Consider the following 23,943-nt stretch of genomic DNA (forward strand, 5'->3'; position numbering starts at 1 on the left):
CGATTTCAGTAGGGATAAGGTCGCCATAGCCTTCAGCATAAAAGCTGGAGTGCACTCCAGCGCAAGCGAAAATGAGCAGCCCTATATGTTAGGCAGGAAACCGTGGCCCTTGCAGGGCAAGCGTGCCGCTGCGTCCTTCTAGCTCACCCATTTCTACACTGTGATAAGGCAGGCTGGTGGTATCTAGCGCATTAAATAGCTCTAAGGTCGAGACGAGCTTATAGCCTTGGTCCTGCCAGCCTTGCAGCAGACGCTCAAAAGTAGGCAGTAATTTCATGCCTTCCAGCTCAGCATGCAGGGTGTAAACGTGGCCGAACTCTGGCTCGGCGGCAGTGAGTTTGAGTAGATGTTCGTGCACATTATCTGGGGTTAAATCGCCCACGCCAATCAGCTCATCCAAAGTTGGCAAGGTGGTGGGCAGCTGCACGCAGCGCACTGGCTCACCCTTTACAACCGGCCAGAATGGATGGGTGCCGCGTGTGTCTGAAGCGTAAGTTAAAGCCATGCGCTGCTGATGGCGATAGGCTTCTGGGTTCATTTGCCAGCCAGCTGCGCCGTGCGTTTTAGCGGGCGTGCCGAATACTTCGGCAAAGCGATCAGCGGCCAGATCAATCTGCTCGCGCGTCCATGCTGCGGATTCACCCGCCACATAGTCTTGCCATTTAATATGATCCCAAGTGTGAATACCGACTTCAAAACCACCGGCTGCCACGCTGCGTAAGATATCAGCGCAGCGGCGGCCAATATCCGGCCCTGGTAAGAGCGTGCCGTAGAGCAGGGTTTGAATGCCGTAGTGCTCTACTACCGAGGTGCGCGATACTTTTTTCATAAAGCCGGGGCGGAAAACCCGTTTAATGGCGCGGCCGGTGTGATCTGGCCCTAGGCTAAATAAGAAGGTGGCATCAGCCCCCAAGCGTTGTAGCAATTCAACAAGGCGGGGCACGCCTTCACGGGTGCCGCGATAGGTATCGACATCAATTTTTAAGGCGAGAAGTTTCATTTAGCGATTATTTTTTAATGAGTTTGGGAAGAGGAGGCAGCGGCATGTTGCTGCCTTTTGAACATTTCTTGTTGCATCGCCATAAACTGCTGACGAATTTGGCTGCGCATAGTGTCCAGTGCAAAACTAGCTAGCACATTCGATTCGGGCTGCCATTCTGCGTGATAGCTTATCACGGTCTGAGCGGCGCTTACTTTAAGCTGTGCAATACTCATATAGGCATCACGGCCACCCACTGACGTGGCCCTGATCTCGCTATAAGGCTTTAAATCGATATCGCGCATCGATTCGTAATCATAATTAAACAAGCTTAAAGGCACACTAATGACCTGTGCCACACGCAGATGATCGCCATTTTGGCTAAGGATGTGGCTACTTTGTAGCTGCGGCAAAAACTGCGGCATGTGTTCAAAATCCACCATCACCTGCCAAGCCTGCTCTTTACTTACTGCCACGCTGAATTGAGCATCAATTTTTACTAAATCTGCATCTTTATGTGCATCCACCTTTACCTCACTGGCGGCAGAAAAAGCAAAATATAGTAAGGTAATCAAGGAAAATTTCATCGAATCACCTTTAAAATAAACAAGCCTAGCTCGTAAGCCGCGCCCTGCTCAATCTGGTGGCAGCGCACCACCTTTACCCGCACGGCCAGCGGCTCTCTTGGCCCAGCACCGTCTAAGGGAGGCATCACAAATAGATCAAATTTTTCATCAGGGCGAGGCACATAGTTGGTCTCTACCGTGAGTCCAGTGACGCTTAAATCGGTGCAATGGCCGTAATACGCAGGCCCAAAATCTAGAGGCCGAATTTTGACTTTGCACTTAACGGGAATGCGCAGAGCATCGCGCTGATTGTGATCACTCATACCGGCTTTCATGCAGAAAATCCTGTTGAATGGCGATCGAAAAAAATTATTTTTCAGCTAAACTACACAGTTAAGCATTTATCATAATTTTAGATCGAGAACACACCAAAGAGGAAACATCATGTCAGATATTTCTGGAGTAAAATCCTACGTGGTAAGCATGAGCCAAGCTCTGAAACAAACCTCAACGCAAACCACGCAACAATTAGAACAAATTGCCAATAGAATCTCTAAAAAAACTGAAGCCGCCACGGATGTTGGCTTAGCCAGCGTTCAACGCTCCAATTCTATGAACGAAGTGCTAGGCGAGTATCGCAATAAAATTGATACTTTTGCTTAAAAAAGCAGATGGGCTAATGATCGCTAGCCGTGCAATACGAGCCAATTATCGATTAACACGAAACTCTTTAGCATTATAAAAAAGCGCACTCCGATCAACATCGTGTGCGCTTTTTTGACTCTCTAAACATCCCTAGTTACACGTAGCACTTCTTCCAGCGTTGTTTCACCCTCTAAAACGCGGCGAACACCGTACTGGCGCAGGCTCAACATGCCTTGGCTGCTAGCGTAAAGCTTCATCGCCTGCTCGGTGGCTCGCTCATGCATCATGCTGCGTAGCGTTTCATCTATCACCAGTAATTCATACAGGCCACTGCGGCCACGATAGCCACTTTGCTTACATTCAGAACAGCCCACTGCACGATACACCGGTTTAGCCACGCCTAATTGCTCAGTCATCAGCGCATCAGGTGTTTGTAGCTGACGACAAGCTGGGCAAAGGCGACGAGCTAGGCGCTGTGCCAGTACGCCTAATAAAGACGATGCCAGTAAGAATGGCTCGATCCCCATGTCCACCAAACGTGTGACCGCACTGGCTGCGTCATTGGTGTGCAAGGTGGCCAGCACCAAGTGACCAGTTAAGGAGGCTTGCACGGCAATTTGCGCTGTTTCTAAATCACGAATTTCGCCGATCATCACCACGTCTGGGTCTTGGCGCAGGATCGCCCGCAGTGCACGGGAAAAAGTCATATCAATCCGCGTGCTGACTTGGGTTTGCCCTACGCCATCCAGATCGTATTCGATTGGATCTTCAACCGTCATAATATTGCTGGAGCTCGCATCCATGCCGCTCATAGCAGCGTAAAGCGTGGTGGTTTTTCCTGAGCCGGTTGGGCCAGTCACCAAAATAATGCCGTGCGGCTGCGCCAGTAATGATTGTAAAGTGGCCAGCGTATCAGCCGCCATCCCTAGCTTTGCCAAATTCAAGCGCCCTGCCGATTTATCCAAGAGCCGCAACACCACCCTCTCGCCGTGGCCGGTAGGCAGGGTTGAAACCCGCACATCGACAGGCCGACCCGCAATCCTTAGGGTAATCCGTCCATCCTGCGGCAGGCGTTTTTCGGCAATATCGAGGCCCGCCATGACCTTAATCCGCGATACCAACGCCGCGTGCAAGGCGCGTTTAGGCTCGATCACATCGGCTAAGCGGCCATCAATGCGAAAACGCACCACCGAGCGCGTTTCGAATGGCTCGATATGCACATCAGAGGCGTTTTCTCGCAGTGCTTCGGTGAGCAAGGCGTTAATCAGGCGAATAATCGGCGCGTCGTCTTCGGTTTCGAGCAGGTCTTCGATTTCGGGTAATTCTTGGGCGAGGCGCGACAGGTCGAGGTTTTCTTCCAGATCATCCACCACCATCGCCGCGCCGCTGCCTTGACCGAATAATTGGGACAACTGCGCTTCAAACTCCGCCGCATCCACCACCGAAATATTCAGCGGCTTAGCAGCTACGCGGCGTAATTCGTTGAGAGCTGAAAAATCACCGCCTTTGCGAAACAACACCGTCACCGAATCGGCCTCATGGTGAGCATCCACCACGCCGCGATCACGGGCAAAATGATACGGAACTAAACGGCTCATGGCTTAACAGCCGGATCGGACGGGGTAAGCGGCGTGGCTTTGCGCGCATCGATCACTTCAGGCAAGACCACAGCAGGCATCTCTGGCAAGAGCGCACTCGATGGGCGCTCGAAGCGACTCTGCTCCGCACGTAAATACTGATAGCGATCAGAAGATAAATTACGCGTTGCATCCGCATCCCTCAGTACCACTGGGCGTAGGAACACCATCAGATTTACTTTCTCTGATTTACGATTTTCGTAGCGGAACAATGCGCCAAGGTAGGGAATATCGCCAAGCAAAGGCACTTGATTGCGCGTAAACGTGACCCTGTCTTCAATTAAGCCGCCAAGCACAATAATCTGGCCATCATCGACCAAGACTTTAGAATCAATCGAGCGTGTTTTAGTCGCCAAGCCCGCACCCTCGGTCAATACCGATTTATCGATGCTGGAGACTTCCTGATACACCGTCAGCGTAATACTGCCGCCTTCTGATACTTGCGGGCGAACGCGCAGCTTAATACCCACATCTTTACGCTCAATCGAAACATAAGGATTGGCATTCGCACCTGATGATGCCTGAGTACCGGTAATGATCGGAATATTTTGCCCGACCATAATCTTGGCTTCTTCATTATCTAAGGTCATTAAATTAGGTGTGGAAAGCACATTGCCATCACCACTATCTTGCAGGGCCGAGGCCAGTACACCCAGTGTAGGCATGCGGCCATTCACTGGATTACCATTTAAAATACCGAGGCTTAAACCACCAGGAATCACCGATGGATCTTTAGTCGCAATTCCTGCAAGCAAGGAGCCTAGGCCATTTAACGACGAAGCACCTACCCCTGAGACATTCTCGTTACCGCCAGCTAGCAACCATTGCACCCCAAAAGCCCCCGCCTTAGAGACGTTTACTTCGGCAATCATCGCTTCTACATAAACCTGAGCGCGGCGTACATCCAGCTTATCGATCACCGAACGCAAGTTGTTATAGATATTATCTGGCGCGGTAATCACCAAGGAGTTGGTCATATTATCGGCTTGAATCATCACGTTCACGCCGCCTACTTGCACATTAGCAGCGGCAGAAGTCGGCGAAGCAGGCGCACTGGCAGGCATCGCCCCCCCTGAGCTAGCGGACATGCTGCTAGAGGGCGCGGCAGCAGATGGGCCAGAATCTTGGCCGGTCATAATCCCTTTCAGGGTATTAGCCAGCTTGGCCGCTTCGGCATTTTTTAAATACACCACATGGATATTGCCGCCGGACGAGCCTTGGCTATCCATGGTTGCCGCCAGCTTTTTGATTTGCTGAGCATGCAAAATGTTTTCGCTACGCACCATCAAGCTGTTGCTGCGTAAATCCGGCACCACAATACTGCGCTTTACACCTTCCGCCGCTGGCATGCTCTGGTTGACGCCCTGCACCATGATTTCTGGCATTAAACGCGCCAAGTTTTGTGCCACATCCACTGCCGAAGCGTATTTCAGTGAGACTGAAAAAATATCTGAGCTGGCAGGCTGATCAATCCGCTCAATAATCTGATTTAAGCGGCGAATATTATCCGCATAATCTGTAATCACCAGCGTATTGCCCGCCGGATAAGCCGAAATCGTATTATTTGGGCTGATCAAAGGGCGCAGAATCGGCACCATTTGCACCGCAGATTCATATCTTAGCGGGTAAACCTGCGTCACCATGCTGTCACCAGACAACTTCATGCCGCGATTACCGGTGCTACTGTAATGTTGCTTGGCATCGGCCTCTGGCAGCACCTTCACCACCCCACTTGACTCCACCGCAGTAAAACCTTGCTGGCGCAAAGCCGATAATAAAATCGGAAAAACCATTTCTTTGCTGACTGCTTGGCTAGACACAATATTCAAAGTGCCTTTTACCCGTGGATCAATGACAAAGTTTTTACCTGAAATCAAACCAATCGCTTTAATCGTGGATTCAATATCAGCATTAACAAAATTAAGCGTGACTTTATCATCGGCAGCAATCGTTAACTGGGATGCTAAAAGGCAGGCAAGTAAGAAGGGGCGCAGAATCATGGGTTTAACAACTCAAGGCTGAATAAGATATTGCAAATTGACCGAGCTGCCGTTGCGAAGCACAACGAGCAACACTTGGGGCTGCTGACTAAAAACAGTGTAAATCAGAGAAACATCGGCGACTTGAGCCAAAGCTTGGCCATTAATCGTTTTAATCACATCGCCGTTTTGTAATTGCAACAACCTAGAAAACGGCTGTGCAGCAATATTATCAATTTGGATCCCGCCTTCGCGGTAAGTAGACAGGCCTTTGGCCCAATCCGCCACATTAGCGCCTTGCATCGCTCCCGCTAATTGCCCGCGCGACAGCGTGGCTTGAGCCGCCACAGCCGCAGCAGGCAGATTACTTGTAGAAACGGCAGGGAGTAAAGCAACGCTAGCAAGCACAGGCAAGCTGTTATACCCCTCAAGCATCAAGGTTTGTCGGCGGCCGTTATCATCCAACACCACATGGTCAGCAGCAATTTCAATCAGTTTGATATTACCCTGCAGGGTTTGCCCAACTTGCGCAGCCACGGCGCTGGCCTCTAACCCAGTAAAAATCGCCGCCCCATAGCCTTTTTGCCCTGCAATAACGGCTAAAAGCTGCGCTTGTAGCGTTGAAACGATAGTGGCTTGGCTAGTATCACTGCCAAACCAATCTTGCGCAGCAGAAAAATCCTGCGCACGCTGAGCAGATATTTCCAAAGGAAGAATCAAGCGTAAAGCTCGAGGGCTAGGCTCAAAAACACGCCAAAATAGTCCAGCCAAGAGCCATAACAATACGCAAAGTAAGACTGGCTGTACTTTTGTTATAAGAGTAGTGAGATGAGACAGTCTGAAAGCTTTCACGAAGACAAGGCACTTTGCACAAATGGGAAGCTTATTTATACCTCAAAGCCCCCTAACTGACTACCGCATAGATATTTCAATCAAAAGGTGTTGACACGTTTTTTAGGCCGTGATCTAATGCGCACCTCTTTCGAGACAGGGTAAGTAGCTCAGTAAGCAGGGCCGCTATTCGGTAGCTAAAGATTTGTTGTGAAGCGGGTGATTAGCTCAGTTGGTAGAGCGTCTGCCTTACACGCAGAATGTCGGCGGTTCGACCCCGTCATCACCCACCACTTAGTCGAATAAGTGTGTAGTAAAATTAGTTATGCAACTGAGGAGTGGTAGTTCAGTTGGTTAGAATACCGGCCTGTCACGCCGGGGGTCGCGGGTTCGAGTCCCGTCCGCTCCGCCAACTCATAACTGGTTTGTTTTAAATGTTTAACCGAAGGGTGATTAGCTCAGTTGCTAGAGCGTTTCCTTGTACGTTTGATCTCTTGTTCAGCGTACTAAAGCTTCACAGATGGGTGATTAGCTCAGTTGGTAGAGCGTCTGCCTTACACGCAGAATGTCGGCGGTTCGACCCCGTCATCACCCACCACTTAGTCGAATAAGTGTGTAGTAAGATTAGTTATGCAACTGAGGAGTGGTAGTTCAGTTGGTTAGAATACCGGCCTGTCACGCCGGGGGTCGCGGGTTCGAGTCCCGTCCGCTCCGCCAACTCATAACTGGTTTGTTTTGAAATTTTTACAGATGGGTGATTAGCTCAGTTGGTAGAGCGTCTGCCTTACACGCAGAATGTCGGCGGTTCGACCCCGTCATCACCCACCACTTAGTCGAATAAGTGTGTAGTAAGATTAGTTATGCAACTGAGGAGTGGTAGTTCAGTTGGTTAGAATACCGGCCTGTCACGCCGGGGGTCGCGGGTTCGAGTCCCGTCCGCTCCGCCAACTCATAACTGGTTTGTTTTAAATGTTTCACCGAAGGGTGATTAGCTCAGTTGCTAGAGTTGTCTCCTTGTACGTTTGGTCTCTTGTTAAGCGTACTAAAGTTTTACAGATGGGTGATTAGCTCAGTTGGTAGAGCGTCTGCCTTACACGCAGAATGTCGGCGGTTCGACCCCGTCATCACCCACCACCCCTCCTGCTTTATTTCAATCCTCTGTATCAAAAATCCAAAAAACGTTCTGCAACGTCGACTAAATCCCCATACCACTCATCTATTTGTTGTTGCACAACCACTATTTTTTTGTTTTTTCGGCTTCAGGCATCGCAAAGAAGAGATGCAACCGCTAAACTGGCAGCCTCTTAGCAAGGTGGTCACCATATATGAACTCTCCCCTTGCCATGGCCTCGCGCATATCAACACGCATGATTTCTCTTGCACTTGCTGCAGGCGCAGTGGCTTTGCTCTTATTGATCTTAGCTGAACAGCTAAGCCCAGCCGCCTATCTGCTTAACGCATGGATCGCTGCTTGCGCGATTGCCCTTGCCTTACGCAAAAGGCATAAAGCCACTCCTAATAATCCAAATACAGAAACCGGCGCGCTAGACGATGTTGCCTATTGTTTGCCCGATCTGATCTGGAAGATTAACTTTGCCAGCCGCAGCGTCTGCCCATTAAATAACGTTTTTGCCGATATTCATCCTTTGGCTACGGAAGAAAACAAAAAAATATCCGTACTCTTTCCGGCACGCATCTCACGTCAGTATCTAGAAGCCCTGATTTCTGTACAAAGCACGCAGTGCACCCAGGCATTTGAATATCAATTAAGTGGCAGCGATCAAGTTAAACGTTATTTTGAAGCACGCTTACTGCCACAATCATCCCGTGAATGCTTGGCGATGATTCGTGACATCACTCATGTGAAAGACACCGAGCAAGCACTACTAAATCAGCAATTGTTTGTGCATCAAATTATTGACTCCAGCCCTAATTTAATTTTTGTGCGAGATAAGCATGGCCGCTTCTTATTAGTAAACCGCGCTACCCAAACACAGTTGGGGCATGAATTATTAGTGCAATCGCATATGGGTTTAGTGGACTCGCCACAGCCATTTACAATGGGCGATCAAGACGTGCTAGAAAATGGCGAAACCATACGCCATCTTGATTCATGGGTTATGCCAGATAATCAATTGCATTGGTTTGATATTACCAAGCTACCTATTGTGCGAGACGAAAACACTTATATTTTATCCATTGCGATGGATATTTCTCACCTAAAAAGCACCGAAGCTGCGATGGAGCATTTCCAACGTTTAGTCCGTGATGTAGCAGATGCCCTACCTGTACGCTTTTTCTTGATCGAAAAAGGCTTAATTACTTTTGCAAACAAGGGTGCAGAAGAATTATTTAATCAAAGCACTCTCACAGGTAAAACACTAGATAGTTTGATTGATGCAAGTGCAGACCCTAGCAGCTACCAAATCATTAATATCGCCAGTAGCTCTAATCAGCTGCTTATCTTTAAATAAGCAACGCTGTCTTACTGACGGATGTTGCGCAGCAGCAGTGCCTTCGACACCTGTCGATATGATATAAGTCTCCCCAAACACTAAAGCCTCTAAGCTGAGTAACATCAGTTACTGCTCATTTGCAGCATGAAACGTCCCCAATTGGGGCAGAACTCATCATATCCACCGCGCCAGTCACTTCTTATGCCGCCGTTTTACCATGACATTAATTAATTTTAAGCCTATCGGCAAAAACAGCAGGCAGTAGTGCCGCTCTAGCCATGATTCCAGCCTGCATTACTAAAGCACTGGCAATCCCTGCTCATAGCCCAACTGGCACAATTAATGATGTACAACACATCGTTATCTTGATGCAGGAAAATCGCAGCTTTGATCATTATTTTGGCAGCCTGCATGGCGTTCGCGGCTTTGGCGATAAACTAGCGATTCCTATTCAAGGCAATCAATTAGTCTGGAATCAAAAAGATGCCAACGCTAAGATTATTCCGCCCTATCATTTAAACACTCAGCTCACTAGCGCTCAGCGCGTCCCCAGCTCCCCACATACCATGCCCGATGCGCACTCAGCATGGGCGGGTGGAAAAATGAGTGAATGGCCTAAATATAAAACGCAATTTTCAATGGGCTATTACCGCCAATATCAAGGCCGCTATGACTTATGGGTACTAGGGCCAAATGGCTTCCATCGGCATTTTCAGGGACATGCGCATTCAGAATGTAAGGTAGAAACGCATATTCATTACGCAGCGGCAAGCGGTGAAATTTATTTACAATTACAAAATACGGGCAAAAAGGAAGCGAGCTTAACGATTCACGCCAATGACTATCGTAACGATGGGCCTTGGCAACTGAAAATTGCGGCTGGTCAAACGGTAGTACATGAATGGAGCTTATTTGAGAGCTATCATTGGTACGACTTTAGCGTAAGCGATAACCATGGTTTTGTACGGCGCTTTACTGGCCGAGTAGAAACTGGCCAAGATTCAATTAGCGACCCAAGTAATGCTGGAACAACGACCAAACCAAGAAAAAAATTCAGTCGCTAATCTTAGGTTGTAAGCACCTTAAAAAACATCGCCCCACCCCCAGTAAAATATCTAGCAGCCTGTCGGACTTAAGACTGATCTACTACGGGAAAGCCGGATTTGGCCATATTTCACGCATTTTCTCGTTGAATAGCCAGCTATTCGCCTCAAAAACCCGCGAAATCTGTCTCAAACCGGTCTTCCCCTCGCTACGATCGCTTAAGTCCGACAGGCTGCTAGGCTGCTAGGCTAAAGCCTAACAATCCTTTACACACAGCTGATTGGTATTGATTTAGCATTAGCCATCTATTTACACAGGGCTTAAGCCATGTCATCACTTCGACGGTTATTTCAATACGCGGGGGTTTATCGCCGTGATGCTTATTTAGCGAGTTTATTCTCGATTATTAATAAGTTTTTTGACATCCTTCCTGAGGTATTGATTGGCGTTGCCGTAGACGTGGTAGTCAACCGCGAGGCCTCTTTTTTAGCCAAACTAGGGGTTAGCGATAGCTTTCACCAATTACTCTACCTTGGCGTTATTACCGCGCTAGTGTGGGGCGGTGAATCTTTATTTGAATATCTATACCAAATCCGTTGGCGCAATCTTGCCCAAAATTTACAGCATGACCTACGTTTAGACGCCTATCGCCATGTGCAAAAGCTGCCATTGTCTTACTTTGAAAACAAAAGTACTGGCAAGCTGATGGCGATTTTAAATGACGATATCAATCAAATGGAGCGCTTTTTAAATGGCGGGGCGAATAGCATTATTCAGGTGCTTTGCTCCACGGTGATGGTAAGTGCGGTGTTTTTTTATATTGCGCCGCAGCTCGCCCTCATCGCCCTTGCCCCTGTGCCACTGATTTTACTTGGCACATTTTGGTTCCAACACCGCATTGCCCCCCGCTACGCCACGGTGCGTGAAGCCGCTGGGGTGATTTCTGGCAGGCTCAATAATAATTTACTTGGCGTTGCCACCATTAAAGCCTTTACTGCCGAAGACTTTGAAGCCCGCCATATCGCAGACGCCAGCCATCATTATCGGCAAAGCAACCGCAGCGCCATTCAACTCTCTGCTGCGATTATTCCCATAATCCGCATGGCGATTTTATCCGGCTTTGTGGTCACGCTGGTTTACGGTGGTTATTTAGCACTGAACGGCAAAATTGGCGTAGGTAGCTATTCAGTATTGGTGTTTCTGACTCAGCGCCTGCTCTGGCCACTGACTGGCCTTGCGGATATCGCCGATCTTTATCAACGCTCCATGACCGCCATTGAGCGGGTATTGGATCTGCTCGATACCCCTATACATATCCATTATGAAGGCCAGCCATTAGGACAGATCAAGGGCGCGCTCAGCTTTGAACACGTCAGCTTTAGCTATGGCGAGCAGCCCATTCTAAAAGATATCTCCCTGCATATTGCCGCTGGGCAAACCGTGGCTTTTGTTGGCGCAACAGGCTCGGGCAAGAGCACACTACTCAAGCTATTACTGCGCTTTTATGAAAGCCAGCAAGGCAGTATTAAGATTGATGGCATTGAAAGCAAAGCTATCGCCCTACTGGATTTACGCCGCGCTATTGGCTATGTAGGTCAAGATGTGTTTTTAAGCGATGCCAGCATTGCTCAAAACATTGCCTACGGCCAGCAAGCGGCGGATATCACCGCCGTGATGGCTGCAGCGCGTGCCGCCGAAGCACATGAATTTATCGAGCGTTTACCCCAAGGCTACGACACGCAAATTGGCGAGCGCGGGCAAAAATTATCGGGTGGGCAACGCCAACGCCTCGCTTTGGCACGCGCCATTTACAAAAATCCTAAGATTTTAGTACTGGATGAAGCCACCAGCGCGGTTGATAACGAAACTGAAGCCGCCATTCAAAAATCCTTAGATCAAATCGCCAAAGGCCGCACCACCTTAGTCGTTGCCCACCGCCTATCTACCGTGCGCAATGCCCATTGTATTTATGTAATGGAGCAAGGCGAAATTGTTGAAGCAGGCACGCACGAGGGATTGCTGGCGCAAGAAGGCAATTACGCCGCGCTATGGCGCTTGCAAACAGGACTAAGGGAAAATAACGTAGAGTTGGTTTAACCCATCCAATGGACGATATGGCAACGTAAACGCTGCGTTGAGGCGCTTTCACCCACGCTGGTGAATGCTGCATTTAATAGCCAAGGTGGAGAGGTGGGGCTTAATGCAGTACCCTTTCCCACTATTTAAGCGAGCTAGCAGCCTGCTTTGATACTTCGATCACTGAAGATAACAAAAATAAACCCGGATTAGGTCTCTTACTCAGCGAAGCGCCCATACGCGCGTTGTCTGCCTTGAATAAGGCATGCAGCATGTGTGGACTAAGAGCTCCCAAATTTAAAACCGCTCAGCCCGTCCGAATTAATGCCATACGAATTACTAAATTAAGGTGACCTAAGTAAGAGGCATAATCAAGATATTCATTTTATTGATTAAGCCCTCTGCCCCATTAAGCAAAGGCTCTTGTTCAGCAAAAGCCAGTAAATGCTCTAATAATTCACGTACTCTGGCAGGCAGATAACGTTGTTGTGGCCACACCGCATACACAGCACGGGAATCGGCCTGCCATTCAGGCAACACTTCCTTCAAAGCGCCGCTCGCCAGCTCCTCGCTGCACAAGGTGATCGGGCAGGAAAATCCCCACGCCCTCTTTAGCCATATGCACCGCCAAGGCCATCTCGTTTACCCAGAAGCATTGCAATGTGCCGTATCACTCAGCCAAATCGCCAACACCCATGCGCCCAATGCTGATTTTTAAATGTTAAAAAAATATTTTAATGGGCAAGAGATATCAGATTTAACCTTTGCTATTGCCAATATGAATGCCCTGAATAGGGTTGCGACTGCAATGCGGCAATAAGCAGCGTTTGCAAAAAACCTAAAGCCCCTATGGACACACGGGGCGAGAAGATAAAACTAGCCTAACCTATATAGCTACCCATAATGTGAATACCTATGGCAATTTGGGCAGAGCGCAATTGCATTTGAAACAGAATCTTCTCCCCCCTCTGATAGCGGAATTGTGTGGTGAACCTCAAGATAAGGGGTCCCATCAGAAGCTCGATTGAAAGGTGCTTTATTGCCGCATTTCCCACATTTCCCACCCGACTTGAACAGCACCTCTGCAACGACGTCTGGGTTTCTACGAAATACTGTTGCAGATACAGTAACACTTAGGGGTAACTTTGCTGCCACCTTTAAGCGCGCAAGTCGCTCTTCCACAGTTGATCGAGCTGACTTCTGGATCTCTGCATAAAACTCAGCTTGTAGCTGGCTAACTTCATCAGTTATTCGCTCAGATATGCTTGGATTACATTTTAAGCACAATTTCGTAAAACCAGTCCCACCATTGTGGGTTATCCAATTTGATAGCTCTGCGGAATTATTAGAGCAAATCTTTATGTATTGCTGCCCAGTAAATGCACCCGGAGCCATGTTGGCTCGGTACTGGCCAATCGCTCCGCACTTCGCACGATGCAATACCATATATCCTTTTGAAATACTTCGAGCCGTGTTCAAAACATATCCATTCGGATTTGTCTTAATCCACGACAGGTATTCTTGTTCCAAGTCTTGAAAAATTGAAAGGGAGGGAAACAAACTATTTTCCTCCTCTACTTTCTCCTGGGTTTGATCGCGCTCTGGCCTGCCATGCTGCTGATTACCTTTTAAGTCTTCAAGCGTGCTATCTACAGCCCCAATGCCTTTTACTAGCTTGGTATTAAACTGCAACTGACCATCCTGCTCTAACTTATACAAGAGCTTTTTTGTTACATCTAATTCCTTCCTAGCCTGAGCAATACCACTAGGATGATTATTATATTTCTCTATTATTGGCCATCGTTTTTCACGCAAAGTGCCAACGCGGCTAGTACTATGCGCACCTGGTACCAAGGTGTAACTCGTTGCATCGCGTACATACTGAGGAAGGGATTGATTGCGAGACTTTGAGCGCATGACAATCCATTATTTAGAAAATCTAATTTAGAGTTGAGAAAAACAAGATCAAGCCACAGCTACAATAAAACCTAAGCGACCACCGCCCTAGCCATCGGCCTTTCCAGCTCCTGCTCCACCAGCTTTGCCATATCAACCAGCATTTCTATTTCAAAATCCTGCAGTTTTCGAGGGTAAGGGTCGATCAGGCAGAGCGTGCCGAGATTCATGCCATTACTGGCAATTAATGGTGCACCTGCATAAAAACGAATTTGCGGTTCGCCCGTAACCAAAGGATTATCAAAAAAACGTACATCTTGCAGCGCATCTTCAATCACAAAAACCTCATTGTGCAAAATAGCATGGCCGCAAAAAGAAATATCTCGATGGGTTTCTTTAGCATTTAGCCCACAGCTCGATTTAAACCACTGCCGATGACTATCAAGCAAGCTGACCACCGCAATTTTCACCCGAAAAAAGGCAGCTGCAGCAATAGTAAGGTTATCAAAACGTGCTTCAAGCGGAGTATCTAAAATCAATAGCTCTCGCAGCGTTTCTATGCGCAAGGCCTCGTTTGAAGGCATAGCCGGCACCTGCATACACAATCCTGTCTGAAAATAACAGGTGCCATTATACTATTGAAATCTATTTGCAAGCACAACTACCATTAACATATGGTTTAGCGGTAAGTGCAGCAAACTCAGGCAAACGTCCATACTGACTTAAATGCTGACGTGCTTGGCGGGTGGCTTCCAACATATTGGCCAGCGCCGCTTCGGTTTCTGGCCAGTTACGGGTTTTTAAACCGCAATCTGGGTTAACCCATAGCTGCTCAACGGGCACCACTTCGGCAGCCTTGGCAATCAAGCGCAACATATCTTCTACCGGCGGAATACGCGGGCTGTGAATGTCATACACGCCAGGACCGACTTCGTTTGGATATTTGAAGGTACCAAAGCCTGTTAGCAGTTCCATATCTGAGCGGCTGGTTTCAATGGTAATCACGTCAGCATCCATAGCGGCAATCGCTGGCAGAATATCGTTGAATTCCGAATAACACATATGGGTGTGAATTTGCGTTTGATTGGCTACCCCTGATGCAGAGATGCGGAACGCTGCTGCGGCCCAATCTAGATAAGCCGCCCAATCGCTCTTTTTAAGCGGCAGGCCTTCACGAAAAGCCGGCTCATCAATTTGGATAATACCAATGCCGGCGGTTTCCAGATCCACCACTTCATCTCGAATCGCCAGCGCAATTTGTTGTGTGGTGACCGAGCGCGGCTGATCGTCGCGCACAAACGACCATTGCAAAATAGTCACTGGGCCAGTCAGCATGCCTTTCATAGGTTTTTGCGTAAGGCTTTGCGCGTATTGAGTCCACTCTACTGTCATCGGTGTTGGGCGGCTGACATCACCAAATAATACTGGCGGTTTTACGCAGCGGCTGCCATAACTCTGCACCCAGCCAAACTGGGTAAAGGCAAAGCCAGATAGTTGCTCGCCAAAGTATTCCACCATATCGTTGCGCTCGGCTTCGCCGTGTACCAGCACATCAATACCAAGCGCTTCTTGCTTACCCACCGCAAGGCGAATCTCGGCTTGCATCTGGCTAATATACTCAGCCTGCGCCAATGTACCTTTTTTAAACGCGGCACGTGCAGCACGAATTTCCTTCGTTTGTGGGAACGAACCAATCGTGGTGGTTGGCAATGGCGGCAAATTAAAGCGCGCTCTTTGCTCGGCCTGACGCGTGGCAAAGATGGCATGACGACGCGCATCGGCATCGCTCAGCGAGGCAATACGAGCACTGACGGCGGGGTTATGAATTCGAGGTGATGCTTTGCGTGAGGCTACTTTAGCTGCATTTTTTGCCAGCTCATCACTCACATCAGCGCCGTTTAATGCGCGCTTTAATACGCTGATTTCCTGCAGCTTTTGCTTAGCAAAGGCCAGCCAGCCTTTTAGCTCATCATCTAACTTGATTTCCTGTGCCAAATCCACCGGCACATGCAGCAGCGAGCATGATGTAGACAGCCAGATATTACTGCCCCGATGCGCTTGTAAACGCGCCAGAATGGCGGATAAATCGCTGACCCAGATATTACGGCCATCTACCACACCCAGTGATAAGACCTTGCTATTGGGCCAGTTAGCAGCGAAAACATCGAGCTGTTGCGGCGCACGCACCAGATCAAGATGCACACCGGCTACCGGCAGATCACGCAATAAAGCGGCATGAGTTGAAACCGATTCAAAATACGTCGCCAGTAAGATTTTTGGCCCAGTATTGGCAAGGCTACGGTACGCTGGTTCAAATGCCGCCAGCCATTCACGTTCTAAATCTAAACCTAAGATTGGCTCATCTAATTGCAGCCATTCCACACCCAGCTTGGCGAGGCGCTCTAATATACGATTGTAAGCTTGCAGAACTTTAGGTAGCAGGCTGAGCTTATCAAAAGCGGCTTGCTCTTTTGAATCTGACTTTGCTTTAGCGAGGTAAAGAAAAGTCAGCGGGCCTGGCAGCACCGGCTTTACTGTGTGCCCCAGAGATCTAGCCTCTTCAATTTCATAGAAGAACCAATCCACACCACCGGCAAAATCACTGTTTTCATCCAACTCGGGCACTAGATAGTGATAGTTAGTATCAAACCACTTTGTCATTTCCTGAGCAGGCTGAGCCGTATTGCCACGTGCCAGCTCAAAATACTGTTTTAAGCTCAGGTTTTTAGCATCGAAGCCAAAACGAGCAGGCAGCGCGCCCAGCAGCGCAGAAGCATTCAACATCTGGTCGTACCAGGCAAAATCGCCCACTGCAACAAAATCTAAACCCGCTTCTTTTTGCCATTCCCAATGCTGGCGGCGCAAGCTGTTACCCGTTTGCGCCAACGCGCTTTCATCAATCTCACCCTTCCAGAACTGCTCTACAGCGAACTTTAGTTCACGCTGAGCGCCAATACGCGGAAAGCCAGTAATATGAGCAGTAGTCATCGCAATCTCTGTTTGTCATGAATATGATTTGTATCATGCCTGCTGCATCGGTATGATACAAATTCATTATTTTCATAGTGATGATGAATATCACTCAATAGATTGAAGCCTTATAATTTAATAAGCAAGAAAGCTAAACCTTAAATATCAGAGCGCCCTAAAACCACAGAGCGTAAAAGAAAAAATAAAACCAAACAAACACTTAACTTATAAAATACTCAAAACAAAAGTGAACAACTTCAGGATAAAAAATTTCTTTATAAAGCGCTGTGCCCTCATGAGTTTGAAGCGGCCCAAGGTTTGTATTTTGACTAATAGATAACGCCACTAAAAGATTCGCCATGCAATCACTACTCGAACTTCGCCACCTTAAAACCCTACTTGCCATTCGCGAATCAGGCAGCCTAACCCGCGCTGCAGAGCGGCTGCATTTGACGCAATCAGCGCTTTCGCATCAGATCAGGTTACTAGAAGAGCATTACGCGCTACCGCTTTTGATCCGTAAATCAAGCACTAAATCTGCCTCGCTCAGACTCACCCCAGCAGGAGAAAAACTAGCCCTGCTGGCTGCAGAGGTATTGCCACGCATAGATCAGACGGAGCGCGATATCGCCAAGCTTAGAGAAGGTGAAGCTGGCCAGCTGCGCATTGCCGTGGAGTGCCACACCTGTTTTGATTGGCTGATGCCTGCTATGGATACCTTTCGTGGCCACTGGCCGGAGGTAGAGCTAGATATCGTGTCTGGCTTTCATGCCGACCCAGTCCAGCTTTTGTTTGAAGACCGCGCTGATTTAGCGATTGTTTCCGAAGCCGCTGATGAAACAGGAATCAACTATCAGCCGCTGTTTAGCTATGAAATGATCGCCCTCATCGCCAAAGATCACCCTTTAGCAGCCAAGGCCTATTTAAGCCCCGAAGACTTTGCCAGTGAAACGCTGATTAGCTATCCTGTTCCCGATGAAATGCTTGATATATTAAGAAAAGTACTCAAACCTGCTGGCATTAACCCCAAACGCCGCACCACCGAGCTAACCGCCGCAATTTTGCAGCTGGTGGCCAGCCGCCGTGGCATCGCTGCCCTACCAAGCTGGAGCGTACAGCATTATCTAGAGCGCGGTTACGTAGTTGCTAGGCCCATCACGGCACAAGGACTCACCTCAGATCTTTACGCCGCCATCAGCCACGGCCAGTCTGATACTGCTTTTGTGCGTGACTTTGTTAGCACTATGCGCGAAGTCAGCCATCTCAGCCTGCCAGGCGTAACGCTGTTATAAACACGGTAGGGGCACGGCATACCGTACCTCTACAAAAAACATGGGATAATCGCGGCCTATCTTACTGTTTGTAGCCCATGCACACTCTTTCCCAATTACGCTCTGGTGAGCTAGCGGGTATTTCCCGGCTTGATTTATCTTGTGGGCTCACTGAATTTCCTGAAGAAATTTATCATCTGGCAGATTCTTTAGAAATCCTCAATTTATCGGGTAATTTACTCTCATCCCTGCCAGATGATTTGCCACGGCTGCACCGCTTAAAAGTGATTTTTTGCTCAGATAATCAATTTCAACAGCTACCCGAAGTACTGGGGCGCTGCCCTCAGCTATCTATGGTAGGCTTTAAAGCTAATCAAATCAGCAGCGTCAGCGCTGCATCACTCCCCCAAGCTTTACGTTGGTTAATTCTGACCGATAACCAACTCAGCCAGTTACCTGCCGAGCTAGGGCAATGCCTCTCCTTGCAAAAACTGATGCTGGCAGGTAATCAATTGCAATCATTGCCTGCAGAGCTCGCGGCTTGCCAAGACTTAGAGCTCATCAGAATTGCCGCAAACCAGCTTGAGGCTTTACCAGATTGGCTGTTTACCCTGCCGAAACTGGCATGGCTTGCATTTGCCGGTAATCCATTTTGCAAAGCACCTCCCGTTCGATCCAGCCAAATTATTGACTGGCAGGATCTGCAAATCGCCGAACAATTGGGGGAAGGCGCTTCTGGCCTAATCTACAAAGCCAGTTGGCAAATAGACGAAGCAATCCAAGATGTGGCGCTAAAACTATTTAAAGGCACACTGACTAGCGATGGCCTACCACAATGCGAAATGGCTGCATCCCTAGCTGCCGGTAAGCATCCAGCACTGATTGGTGCCATTGGAGAGGTAAAGCATCACCCTGAGCAAACCCCAGCACTCTTGATGCCACTTATCGCCTCAGGCTTTAGCAACCTAGCAGGCCCACCCAGCTTAGAATCGTGCACAAGAGATATTTACCACAAAGATCAGCGCTTTAGCTTGGCCAGCACGCTACGCATATTAAGCAGCATTGCAGATGCCGCCGCGCACTTACACGCCGCCCAAATCCTGCATGGTGATTTATATGCGCACAATATTTTACTTAAGGCCGATGGTGAAACACTTTTAGGGGATTTTGGTGCGGCGTCTTTTTACACAGACTCGCGATTACAGAAAATTGAAGTAAAGGCTTTTGCATACCTTTTAGAAGAGCTCGTCAGCCGTACAGAAGGATCGCAGGCCATGCTCAATGGCCTAATACATCTGCAAACAAACTGCGCACAAAATAATCTAGACAATAGGCCTACATTTGCTGAAATAAACCAAATAATAACGACTCTCTCAAACCATTGAAATCATGATAGAGGGCCAAGCAACTCTAATGATGCTCGACCTCTTCATCTGCAAACAATATTCTAATATCAGGAAAGGTTTTTTGAATCCTTAATAAAGCATCTACCACTACGGGATCAAAATGTGACCCTCTTCCTTTTACAATTAAGTCAATCGCTTCTGCGTGCGAGAAAGGCGGCTTATAAACCCGCTTAGAAACCAACGCATCATAAACATCTGCAACCGCCATTAATCGGGCAGATAAAGGTATATCTTCCCCCTTTAAACCCTGAGGATAGCCACTGCCATCCCATTTTTCTTGATGGCTATATGCAATCTCACGTGCATAGTGCAAAAATTTATCTTCTTTAGACCCTAAATAACTCTCTACCGAAGTAATGACATCTCGGCCATACACGGTATGCATTTTCATTAAATTGAATTCTTCATCCGTTAACTTACCCGGCTTCAGTAAAATATGATCAGGTACACCCACCTTGCCAATATCATGCATAGGCGCAGATTTATACAGCCATTGAATATTGGTAGGGGTTAGCTCCGCACTAAACTTGGGATCATCTGCCAATTCCAACGCCAGTAAAGCCACAAAATGTTGCGTACGTCGTAGATGCTTACCCGTTTCGTTATCTCGTGTTTCCGCTAATGAGGCCATCGCCAGAATAGTAGCCTGCTGTAAATGGGCTAATTCTCTAGTGCGTTCTTGCACCAAATGCTCTAAATATTTATTTTGATTCTTTAAAAAAACTTGTGCAGCCTTTAATGCTAATTGTGTTTGCACCCGAGCCAATAAAATAGTCGGGATAATAGGCTTACTAATATAATCTGCGCCACCTACAGAAAAACCCTCCTCCTCATCCTCAATAGCCGTTTTTGCGGTAAGGAAAATAACTGGAATATCTTCTGTTTCTTTATCTGCTTTTAATTTTCGACAAACCTGATAGCCATTAATATCAGGCATCATTACATCCAATAAAATGAGATCAGGTCGAGGCTCCGTCAAAACCAAACGCAAAGCAACCTCACCATGGTTTGCTACTTTCACCCGATATTTATCACGTAATAAGCCATTAAGTAACATGAGATTATCTGGCGTATCATCCACCACCAAAATGGTTGACCTATTTTCTTGCGATTGTAATAGTTCCATCATTACCCCTTATTCACTAAGCATTTACTCATTTAATTAAATGGGAGATTTCATCATCCATTCCAAAGCATCATTAAATGCAAATTGATTAATGAATCGCGCAAGCTCGTGGCTACGCCCTTGCCATAGACACTCAAAACCAAGTTGATTCTCTTCAAAAAACTCACATGCAGCGGCATCACCTTCTTGCAATAAATGTTGCAAACCTTCGAACAATGCTTTTTTACCCTCCTCATCCAATGGGGAGATTAAAGGCGAAGCCACTGCAGGTAACGCTTGAATCTTTTTTTCTTCATAATAAAAATGCTGCAACGATTCAAGCAAATAATGCAAAGCATCATTGGTTTCAATCTGCATTTTCAGAATAAGGGGCTTCTCTACAATTTTACCCAAAGCCAATTCGAGCTCTTCTGCATGTTTTTGCACAACACTTGCCCCAATTGTTGCCGCAATCCCTTTCAAAGTATGCGCATGTCGCCTTGCATCACTCCAATGATCAATAGCAAGTGCCTCGGCTAAACTAAATTGCACTTTTGGTACTTCATCTAAAACCTTCAGCAATAATCGTCGGTAAAAATCAGGATTGCTCATTGCATATTTAAGACCCATCGCAATATCGAGCCCCGCGATCTCATGAGGCAACCCTACAGCAGCCAAATCATTAGGTGTAGCTACTTTATTTTTCACTTCTTTAACTACCTCATCTTTAACAGCATCTCTTTTGGTATGTGGTAACCATTTAATCAAGGTATTCATTAACAAATCAGGATCAATTGGCTTAAGCAAATGATCATTCATACCTGTATCAAAACACGTTTTTTTATCTTCAATCGTAGATAAAGCCGTCAATGCTACGATAGGAATAGAGGGTTGATATTGGCCACCGCGAATAATCTTTGCCGTACTCCAACCATCTAAAATAGGCATTTGAATATCCATTAAAATAAGGTCAAAGTTTTGTTTTTCTATTATCTCTAAAGCCTGCTGACCATCGCCTACTACAGTAACCTGCATACCCGCATAAATTAACATTTCGCTCGCAATCTTCTGATTTAATTCATTATCTTCAACCAGTAATATATGAGATCCTAATCGGGATATTAACTCTTCTCGCTGAATATTTTTAGCCAGAGGGTCAACAATTCTTGCTTGCCTATTTTTTTTAAATGGTACACAAAACCAAAAGCAACTCCCTTTTCCTAACTCACTTATAACGTCAATTTCTCCTCCCATTAATTCAACTAGCTTTTTAGATATTACTAAGCCCATACCTAAGCCACCAAACTTTCGAGTTGCAGAAGTATCCGCTTGAGTAAACGCCTGAAATAAATGAGATTTTTGTTCTTCATCAATCCCCATACCCGTATCGCTAACGAAAAATTTCATAGTCATGTCTATTTCACTTTCTGCTTGAATCTCTACTTTTAACTCAACATGACCTTGTAACGTGAATTTAATAGCATTACCCACCAAATGTAATAAAACTTTCTCTAAATGCGCTGCATCACCCATTAGCTCGCCTGGTAAGTCAGGTGGAATAACATAATTCACTGTTATTTTTTTTAAATCAATTTTATTTTTATTTTTTTCTTCTATGTTTTTTAAAATTTTATTTAAATCAAAAACAACGCATTCCAAAAAAAGCTGCCCTTCTTCCATCTTAGAAAAATCAAAAATATCATTAATAATACTTAATAAATGTTCGCCAGATCTCTGAATAACCTCTATATAATTTTTCTGTCTTATATTCAATTCAGTTTTAAGTACTAAGTGCGTCATTCCAATAATTGCATTCATTGGCGTTCGAATTTCATGACTGATATTTGCCAAAAAATCACGCTTTAGCTTTACTGTTTCATCTATTATTTTTTGAATTTTATCGCTTTCTTTTAGCTCACTTTTAACAGCATAACTATTTTTAACCAACAAACAAATATTAGCCCCTTCAATCCCTTGATTCGGCAACAAACTCAAACGCATTTCACCAGGGAATACACAGCCATTATAAGCTTGCCAATTAAATAAGCTTGCGTCACTCAAAGCCTCACTTTCGCTCATTAAATTAAAGCTATCCAATAATGTTAAAAGTCTTTCTCTTTGCTCTGTAACCACAAGCACTTCAACATTTAAACCTAATAATTTAGTTTTCGAGTATGCAAATAACGTTACTAATGCTTGATTTGCCCAAACAATCCTCCCTTCAATATCGATCAAAAGCATCGCTTCTGCAGATAGATCACAAATACTTCTATAGCTTTCTTCTACATCTCTCTTACTTTGCGTCCCTCTTTCTAAGGTACGTAGATGCAAAGCGGCCACCTCAGCCAAGATTTGCTGAAAATCTGCAGAAACTTCTTGGTGCTCTGAAAAGCTATTCACTTGAGTTTGCACATTACATACTCCATTGATCTCTCCCCCAATGCCCCATGCTCTTCAGCGCCACTAGATAAAGCATAACTTAAGCAATTAATTCTAGATCATTATCTTAAATAATTCCCCAACATGCACAAATCACTGTAAGCACTCAGCCGTACCACAGCAATTCTGGCATGCTGCGCTTTTTATCTTTGGAGCTGTAGCATGGGTATTCGTCGATTTGATCTTATCTTGGAAGCGGTCAAATTTGCGGTCATTGTCAAACAAGTTGTCGCCTCAATCGGCGACGAGACCTGCTTATTTTTAGCGAGAACCATCCAGCCCTTCAATGTTGATTGAGAAAGATTGAGTTCTGAGCAACTGACTCAATCGTCCGCCCTTAACGTTGCTAAACCTTGCGCAGAGCCTGCTGTTTAAAGTCGTCAGAATACGTAGTTTTTGCATGGTGAATGCCTCTGTTTTTTTAAACCAATGAAAGTTCAGAGGCGGCAACTAGTCTGACATAGGGGGTTATGGGATGGATATTTTTGAAGCCATTCCCCAACCAGAGTGGCGAAACCTGCATACGCTCCAGCCGTTGCCCATCAGCTTTTTTCCTAATGATTTCATTATTTTCCCACTCGATTCAATCACAACGCATCAAGCAGCAAAGGTTTAGGGCTAAGCCTCGTTAGTTCAGCGGAAC

General features: G+C 46.7%; 20 protein-coding genes and 7 tRNA genes. 15 read left to right on the forward strand and 12 right to left on the reverse strand.

Annotation, left to right across the window (positions count from 1 at the left end):
• Positions 1-88: 88 nt before the first annotated feature.
• From C1H71_RS03395 to C1H71_RS03405, 3 genes are read right to left on the reverse strand one after another with little or no spacing between them, the layout of a single operon-like run.
• Positions 89-1,000, reverse strand: coding sequence for a polysaccharide deacetylase family protein (locus C1H71_RS03395; protein WP_130105318.1), 912 nt, complete (start codon positions 998-1,000; stop codon positions 89-91).
• Positions 1,001-1,014: 14 nt separating this feature from the next.
• On the reverse strand, positions 1,015-1,566 hold the full coding sequence (locus C1H71_RS03400) for an SRPBCC family protein (protein ID WP_130105319.1): 552 nt from the start codon (positions 1,564-1,566) through the stop codon (positions 1,015-1,017).
• Positions 1,563-1,880: a PilZ domain-containing protein gene (locus C1H71_RS03405; protein WP_130105320.1), complete on the reverse strand. Its 318-nt coding sequence runs from the start codon at positions 1,878-1,880 to the stop codon at positions 1,563-1,565. The genes C1H71_RS03400 and C1H71_RS03405 overlap by 4 nt, the downstream gene beginning before the upstream one ends.
• A gap of 109 nt (positions 1,881-1,989) precedes the next feature.
• Between C1H71_RS03405 and C1H71_RS03410 the strand changes: the two genes are divergently transcribed.
• Entirely contained in the window at positions 1,990-2,208 is a 219-nt protein-coding gene (locus C1H71_RS03410; protein ID WP_130105321.1) for a hypothetical protein, read from the forward strand.
• A gap of 122 nt (positions 2,209-2,330) precedes the next feature.
• Here the strand turns inward: C1H71_RS03410 and gspE are convergent, their stop codons facing one another.
• From gspE to C1H71_RS03425, 3 genes are read right to left on the reverse strand one after another with little or no spacing between them, the layout of a single operon-like run.
• Positions 2,331-3,788, reverse strand: coding sequence for a type II secretion system ATPase GspE (gspE, locus tag C1H71_RS03415; protein ID WP_130105322.1), 1,458 nt, complete (start codon positions 3,786-3,788; stop codon positions 2,331-2,333).
• On the reverse strand, positions 3,785-5,827 hold the full coding sequence (gspD, locus tag C1H71_RS03420; RefSeq protein ID WP_130105323.1) for a type II secretion system secretin GspD: 2,043 nt from the start codon (positions 5,825-5,827) through the stop codon (positions 3,785-3,787). The genes gspE and gspD overlap by 4 nt, the downstream gene beginning before the upstream one ends.
• Before the next feature lie 12 nt (positions 5,828-5,839).
• Positions 5,840-6,658, reverse strand: a complete 819-nt coding sequence (locus C1H71_RS03425; protein WP_262488382.1) for a type II secretion system protein N — start codon at positions 6,656-6,658, stop codon at positions 5,840-5,842.
• Between the two features lie 196 nt (positions 6,659-6,854).
• Between C1H71_RS03425 and C1H71_RS03430 the strand changes: the two genes are divergently transcribed.
• The 10 genes from C1H71_RS03430 (at position 6,855) to C1H71_RS03475 (ending at position 12,234) form a co-directional block, all read left to right on the forward strand.
• Positions 6,855-6,930: transfer RNA gene (locus C1H71_RS03430), tRNA-Val, on the forward strand.
• A 42-nt stretch (positions 6,931-6,972) separates the two neighbouring features.
• Positions 6,973-7,049 (forward strand) — tRNA-Asp (locus C1H71_RS03435).
• Positions 7,050-7,159: 110 nt separating this feature from the next.
• Positions 7,160-7,235: transfer RNA gene (locus C1H71_RS03440), tRNA-Val, on the forward strand.
• A gap of 42 nt (positions 7,236-7,277) precedes the next feature.
• A tRNA-Asp gene (locus C1H71_RS03445) sits at positions 7,278-7,354 on the forward strand.
• A 35-nt stretch (positions 7,355-7,389) separates the two neighbouring features.
• Positions 7,390-7,465 (forward strand) — tRNA-Val (locus C1H71_RS03450).
• A 42-nt stretch (positions 7,466-7,507) separates the two neighbouring features.
• Positions 7,508-7,584 (forward strand) — tRNA-Asp (locus tag C1H71_RS03455).
• Positions 7,585-7,695: 111 nt separating this feature from the next.
• Positions 7,696-7,771: transfer RNA gene (locus C1H71_RS03460), tRNA-Val, on the forward strand.
• 191 nt (positions 7,772-7,962) lie between these two features.
• A complete protein-coding gene (locus C1H71_RS03465) occupies positions 7,963-9,111 on the forward strand; it encodes a PAS domain-containing protein (RefSeq protein WP_130105325.1) in 1,149 nt (382 codons plus the stop codon).
• A gap of 260 nt (positions 9,112-9,371) precedes the next feature.
• Entirely contained in the window at positions 9,372-10,157 is a 786-nt protein-coding gene (locus C1H71_RS03470) for a phospholipase domain-containing protein (protein WP_130105326.1), read from the forward strand.
• A 307-nt stretch (positions 10,158-10,464) separates the two neighbouring features.
• A complete protein-coding gene (locus C1H71_RS03475) occupies positions 10,465-12,234 on the forward strand; it encodes an ABC transporter ATP-binding protein (RefSeq protein ID WP_130105327.1) in 1,770 nt (589 codons plus the stop codon).
• Between the two features lie 333 nt (positions 12,235-12,567).
• Here C1H71_RS03475 and C1H71_RS03480 read toward each other — a convergent pair whose 3' ends face one another.
• The 4 genes from C1H71_RS03480 to metE all read right to left on the reverse strand — a co-directional run bounded on the left by C1H71_RS03480 (position 12,568) and on the right by metE (position 17,097).
• The gene (locus tag C1H71_RS03480; RefSeq protein WP_262488433.1) at positions 12,568-12,753 is read right to left on the reverse strand and encodes a hypothetical protein; all 186 of its coding nucleotides are present in this window, start codon (positions 12,751-12,753) and stop codon (positions 12,568-12,570) included.
• Between the two features lie 354 nt (positions 12,754-13,107).
• The gene (locus tag C1H71_RS20565; protein ID WP_188053563.1) at positions 13,108-14,130 is read right to left on the reverse strand and encodes an HNH endonuclease; all 1,023 of its coding nucleotides are present in this window, start codon (positions 14,128-14,130) and stop codon (positions 13,108-13,110) included.
• A gap of 71 nt (positions 14,131-14,201) precedes the next feature.
• A complete protein-coding gene (locus tag C1H71_RS03490) occupies positions 14,202-14,693 on the reverse strand; it encodes a GAF domain-containing protein (RefSeq protein ID WP_223145976.1) in 492 nt (163 codons plus the stop codon).
• 61 nt (positions 14,694-14,754) lie between these two features.
• Positions 14,755-17,097: a 5-methyltetrahydropteroyltriglutamate--homocysteine S-methyltransferase gene (metE, locus tag C1H71_RS03495; RefSeq protein ID WP_130105330.1), complete on the reverse strand. Its 2,343-nt coding sequence runs from the start codon at positions 17,095-17,097 to the stop codon at positions 14,755-14,757.
• A gap of 341 nt (positions 17,098-17,438) precedes the next feature.
• Here metE and C1H71_RS03500 point away from each other — a divergent pair, with 341 nt between their 5' ends.
• Positions 17,439-18,371, forward strand: a complete 933-nt coding sequence (locus C1H71_RS03500; RefSeq protein WP_130105331.1) for a LysR family transcriptional regulator — start codon at positions 17,439-17,441, stop codon at positions 18,369-18,371.
• A gap of 77 nt (positions 18,372-18,448) precedes the next feature.
• Entirely contained in the window at positions 18,449-19,735 is a 1,287-nt protein-coding gene (locus C1H71_RS03505) for a leucine-rich repeat-containing protein kinase family protein (protein WP_130105332.1), read from the forward strand.
• Between the two features lie 25 nt (positions 19,736-19,760).
• Here C1H71_RS03505 and C1H71_RS03510 read toward each other — a convergent pair whose 3' ends face one another.
• Both C1H71_RS03510 and C1H71_RS03515 read right to left on the reverse strand, forming a co-directional pair.
• Positions 19,761-20,885: an HD-GYP domain-containing protein gene (locus C1H71_RS03510; RefSeq protein ID WP_262488383.1), complete on the reverse strand. Its 1,125-nt coding sequence runs from the start codon at positions 20,883-20,885 to the stop codon at positions 19,761-19,763.
• 33 nt (positions 20,886-20,918) lie between these two features.
• Positions 20,919-23,273 carry a response regulator gene (locus tag C1H71_RS03515; RefSeq protein ID WP_130105333.1) on the reverse strand — a complete coding sequence of 785 codons (2,355 nt, stop codon included), beginning with the start codon at positions 23,271-23,273 and terminating at the stop codon, positions 20,919-20,921.
• A 189-nt stretch (positions 23,274-23,462) separates the two neighbouring features.
• Here C1H71_RS03515 and C1H71_RS21255 point away from each other — a divergent pair, with 189 nt between their 5' ends.
• Both C1H71_RS21255 and C1H71_RS20570 read left to right on the forward strand, forming a co-directional pair.
• Positions 23,463-23,597 carry a hypothetical protein gene (locus tag C1H71_RS21255; protein ID WP_262488384.1) on the forward strand — a complete coding sequence of 45 codons (135 nt, stop codon included), beginning with the start codon at positions 23,463-23,465 and terminating at the stop codon, positions 23,595-23,597.
• Between the two features lie 178 nt (positions 23,598-23,775).
• Positions 23,776-23,916, forward strand: a complete 141-nt coding sequence (locus tag C1H71_RS20570) for a hypothetical protein (protein ID WP_188053565.1) — start codon at positions 23,776-23,778, stop codon at positions 23,914-23,916.
• Positions 23,917-23,943 lie beyond the last annotated feature (27 nt).

It is taken from the genome of Iodobacter fluviatilis (genome assembly GCF_004194535.1).
Classification (GTDB): domain Bacteria; phylum Pseudomonadota; class Gammaproteobacteria; order Burkholderiales; family Chitinibacteraceae; genus Iodobacter; species Iodobacter fluviatilis_A.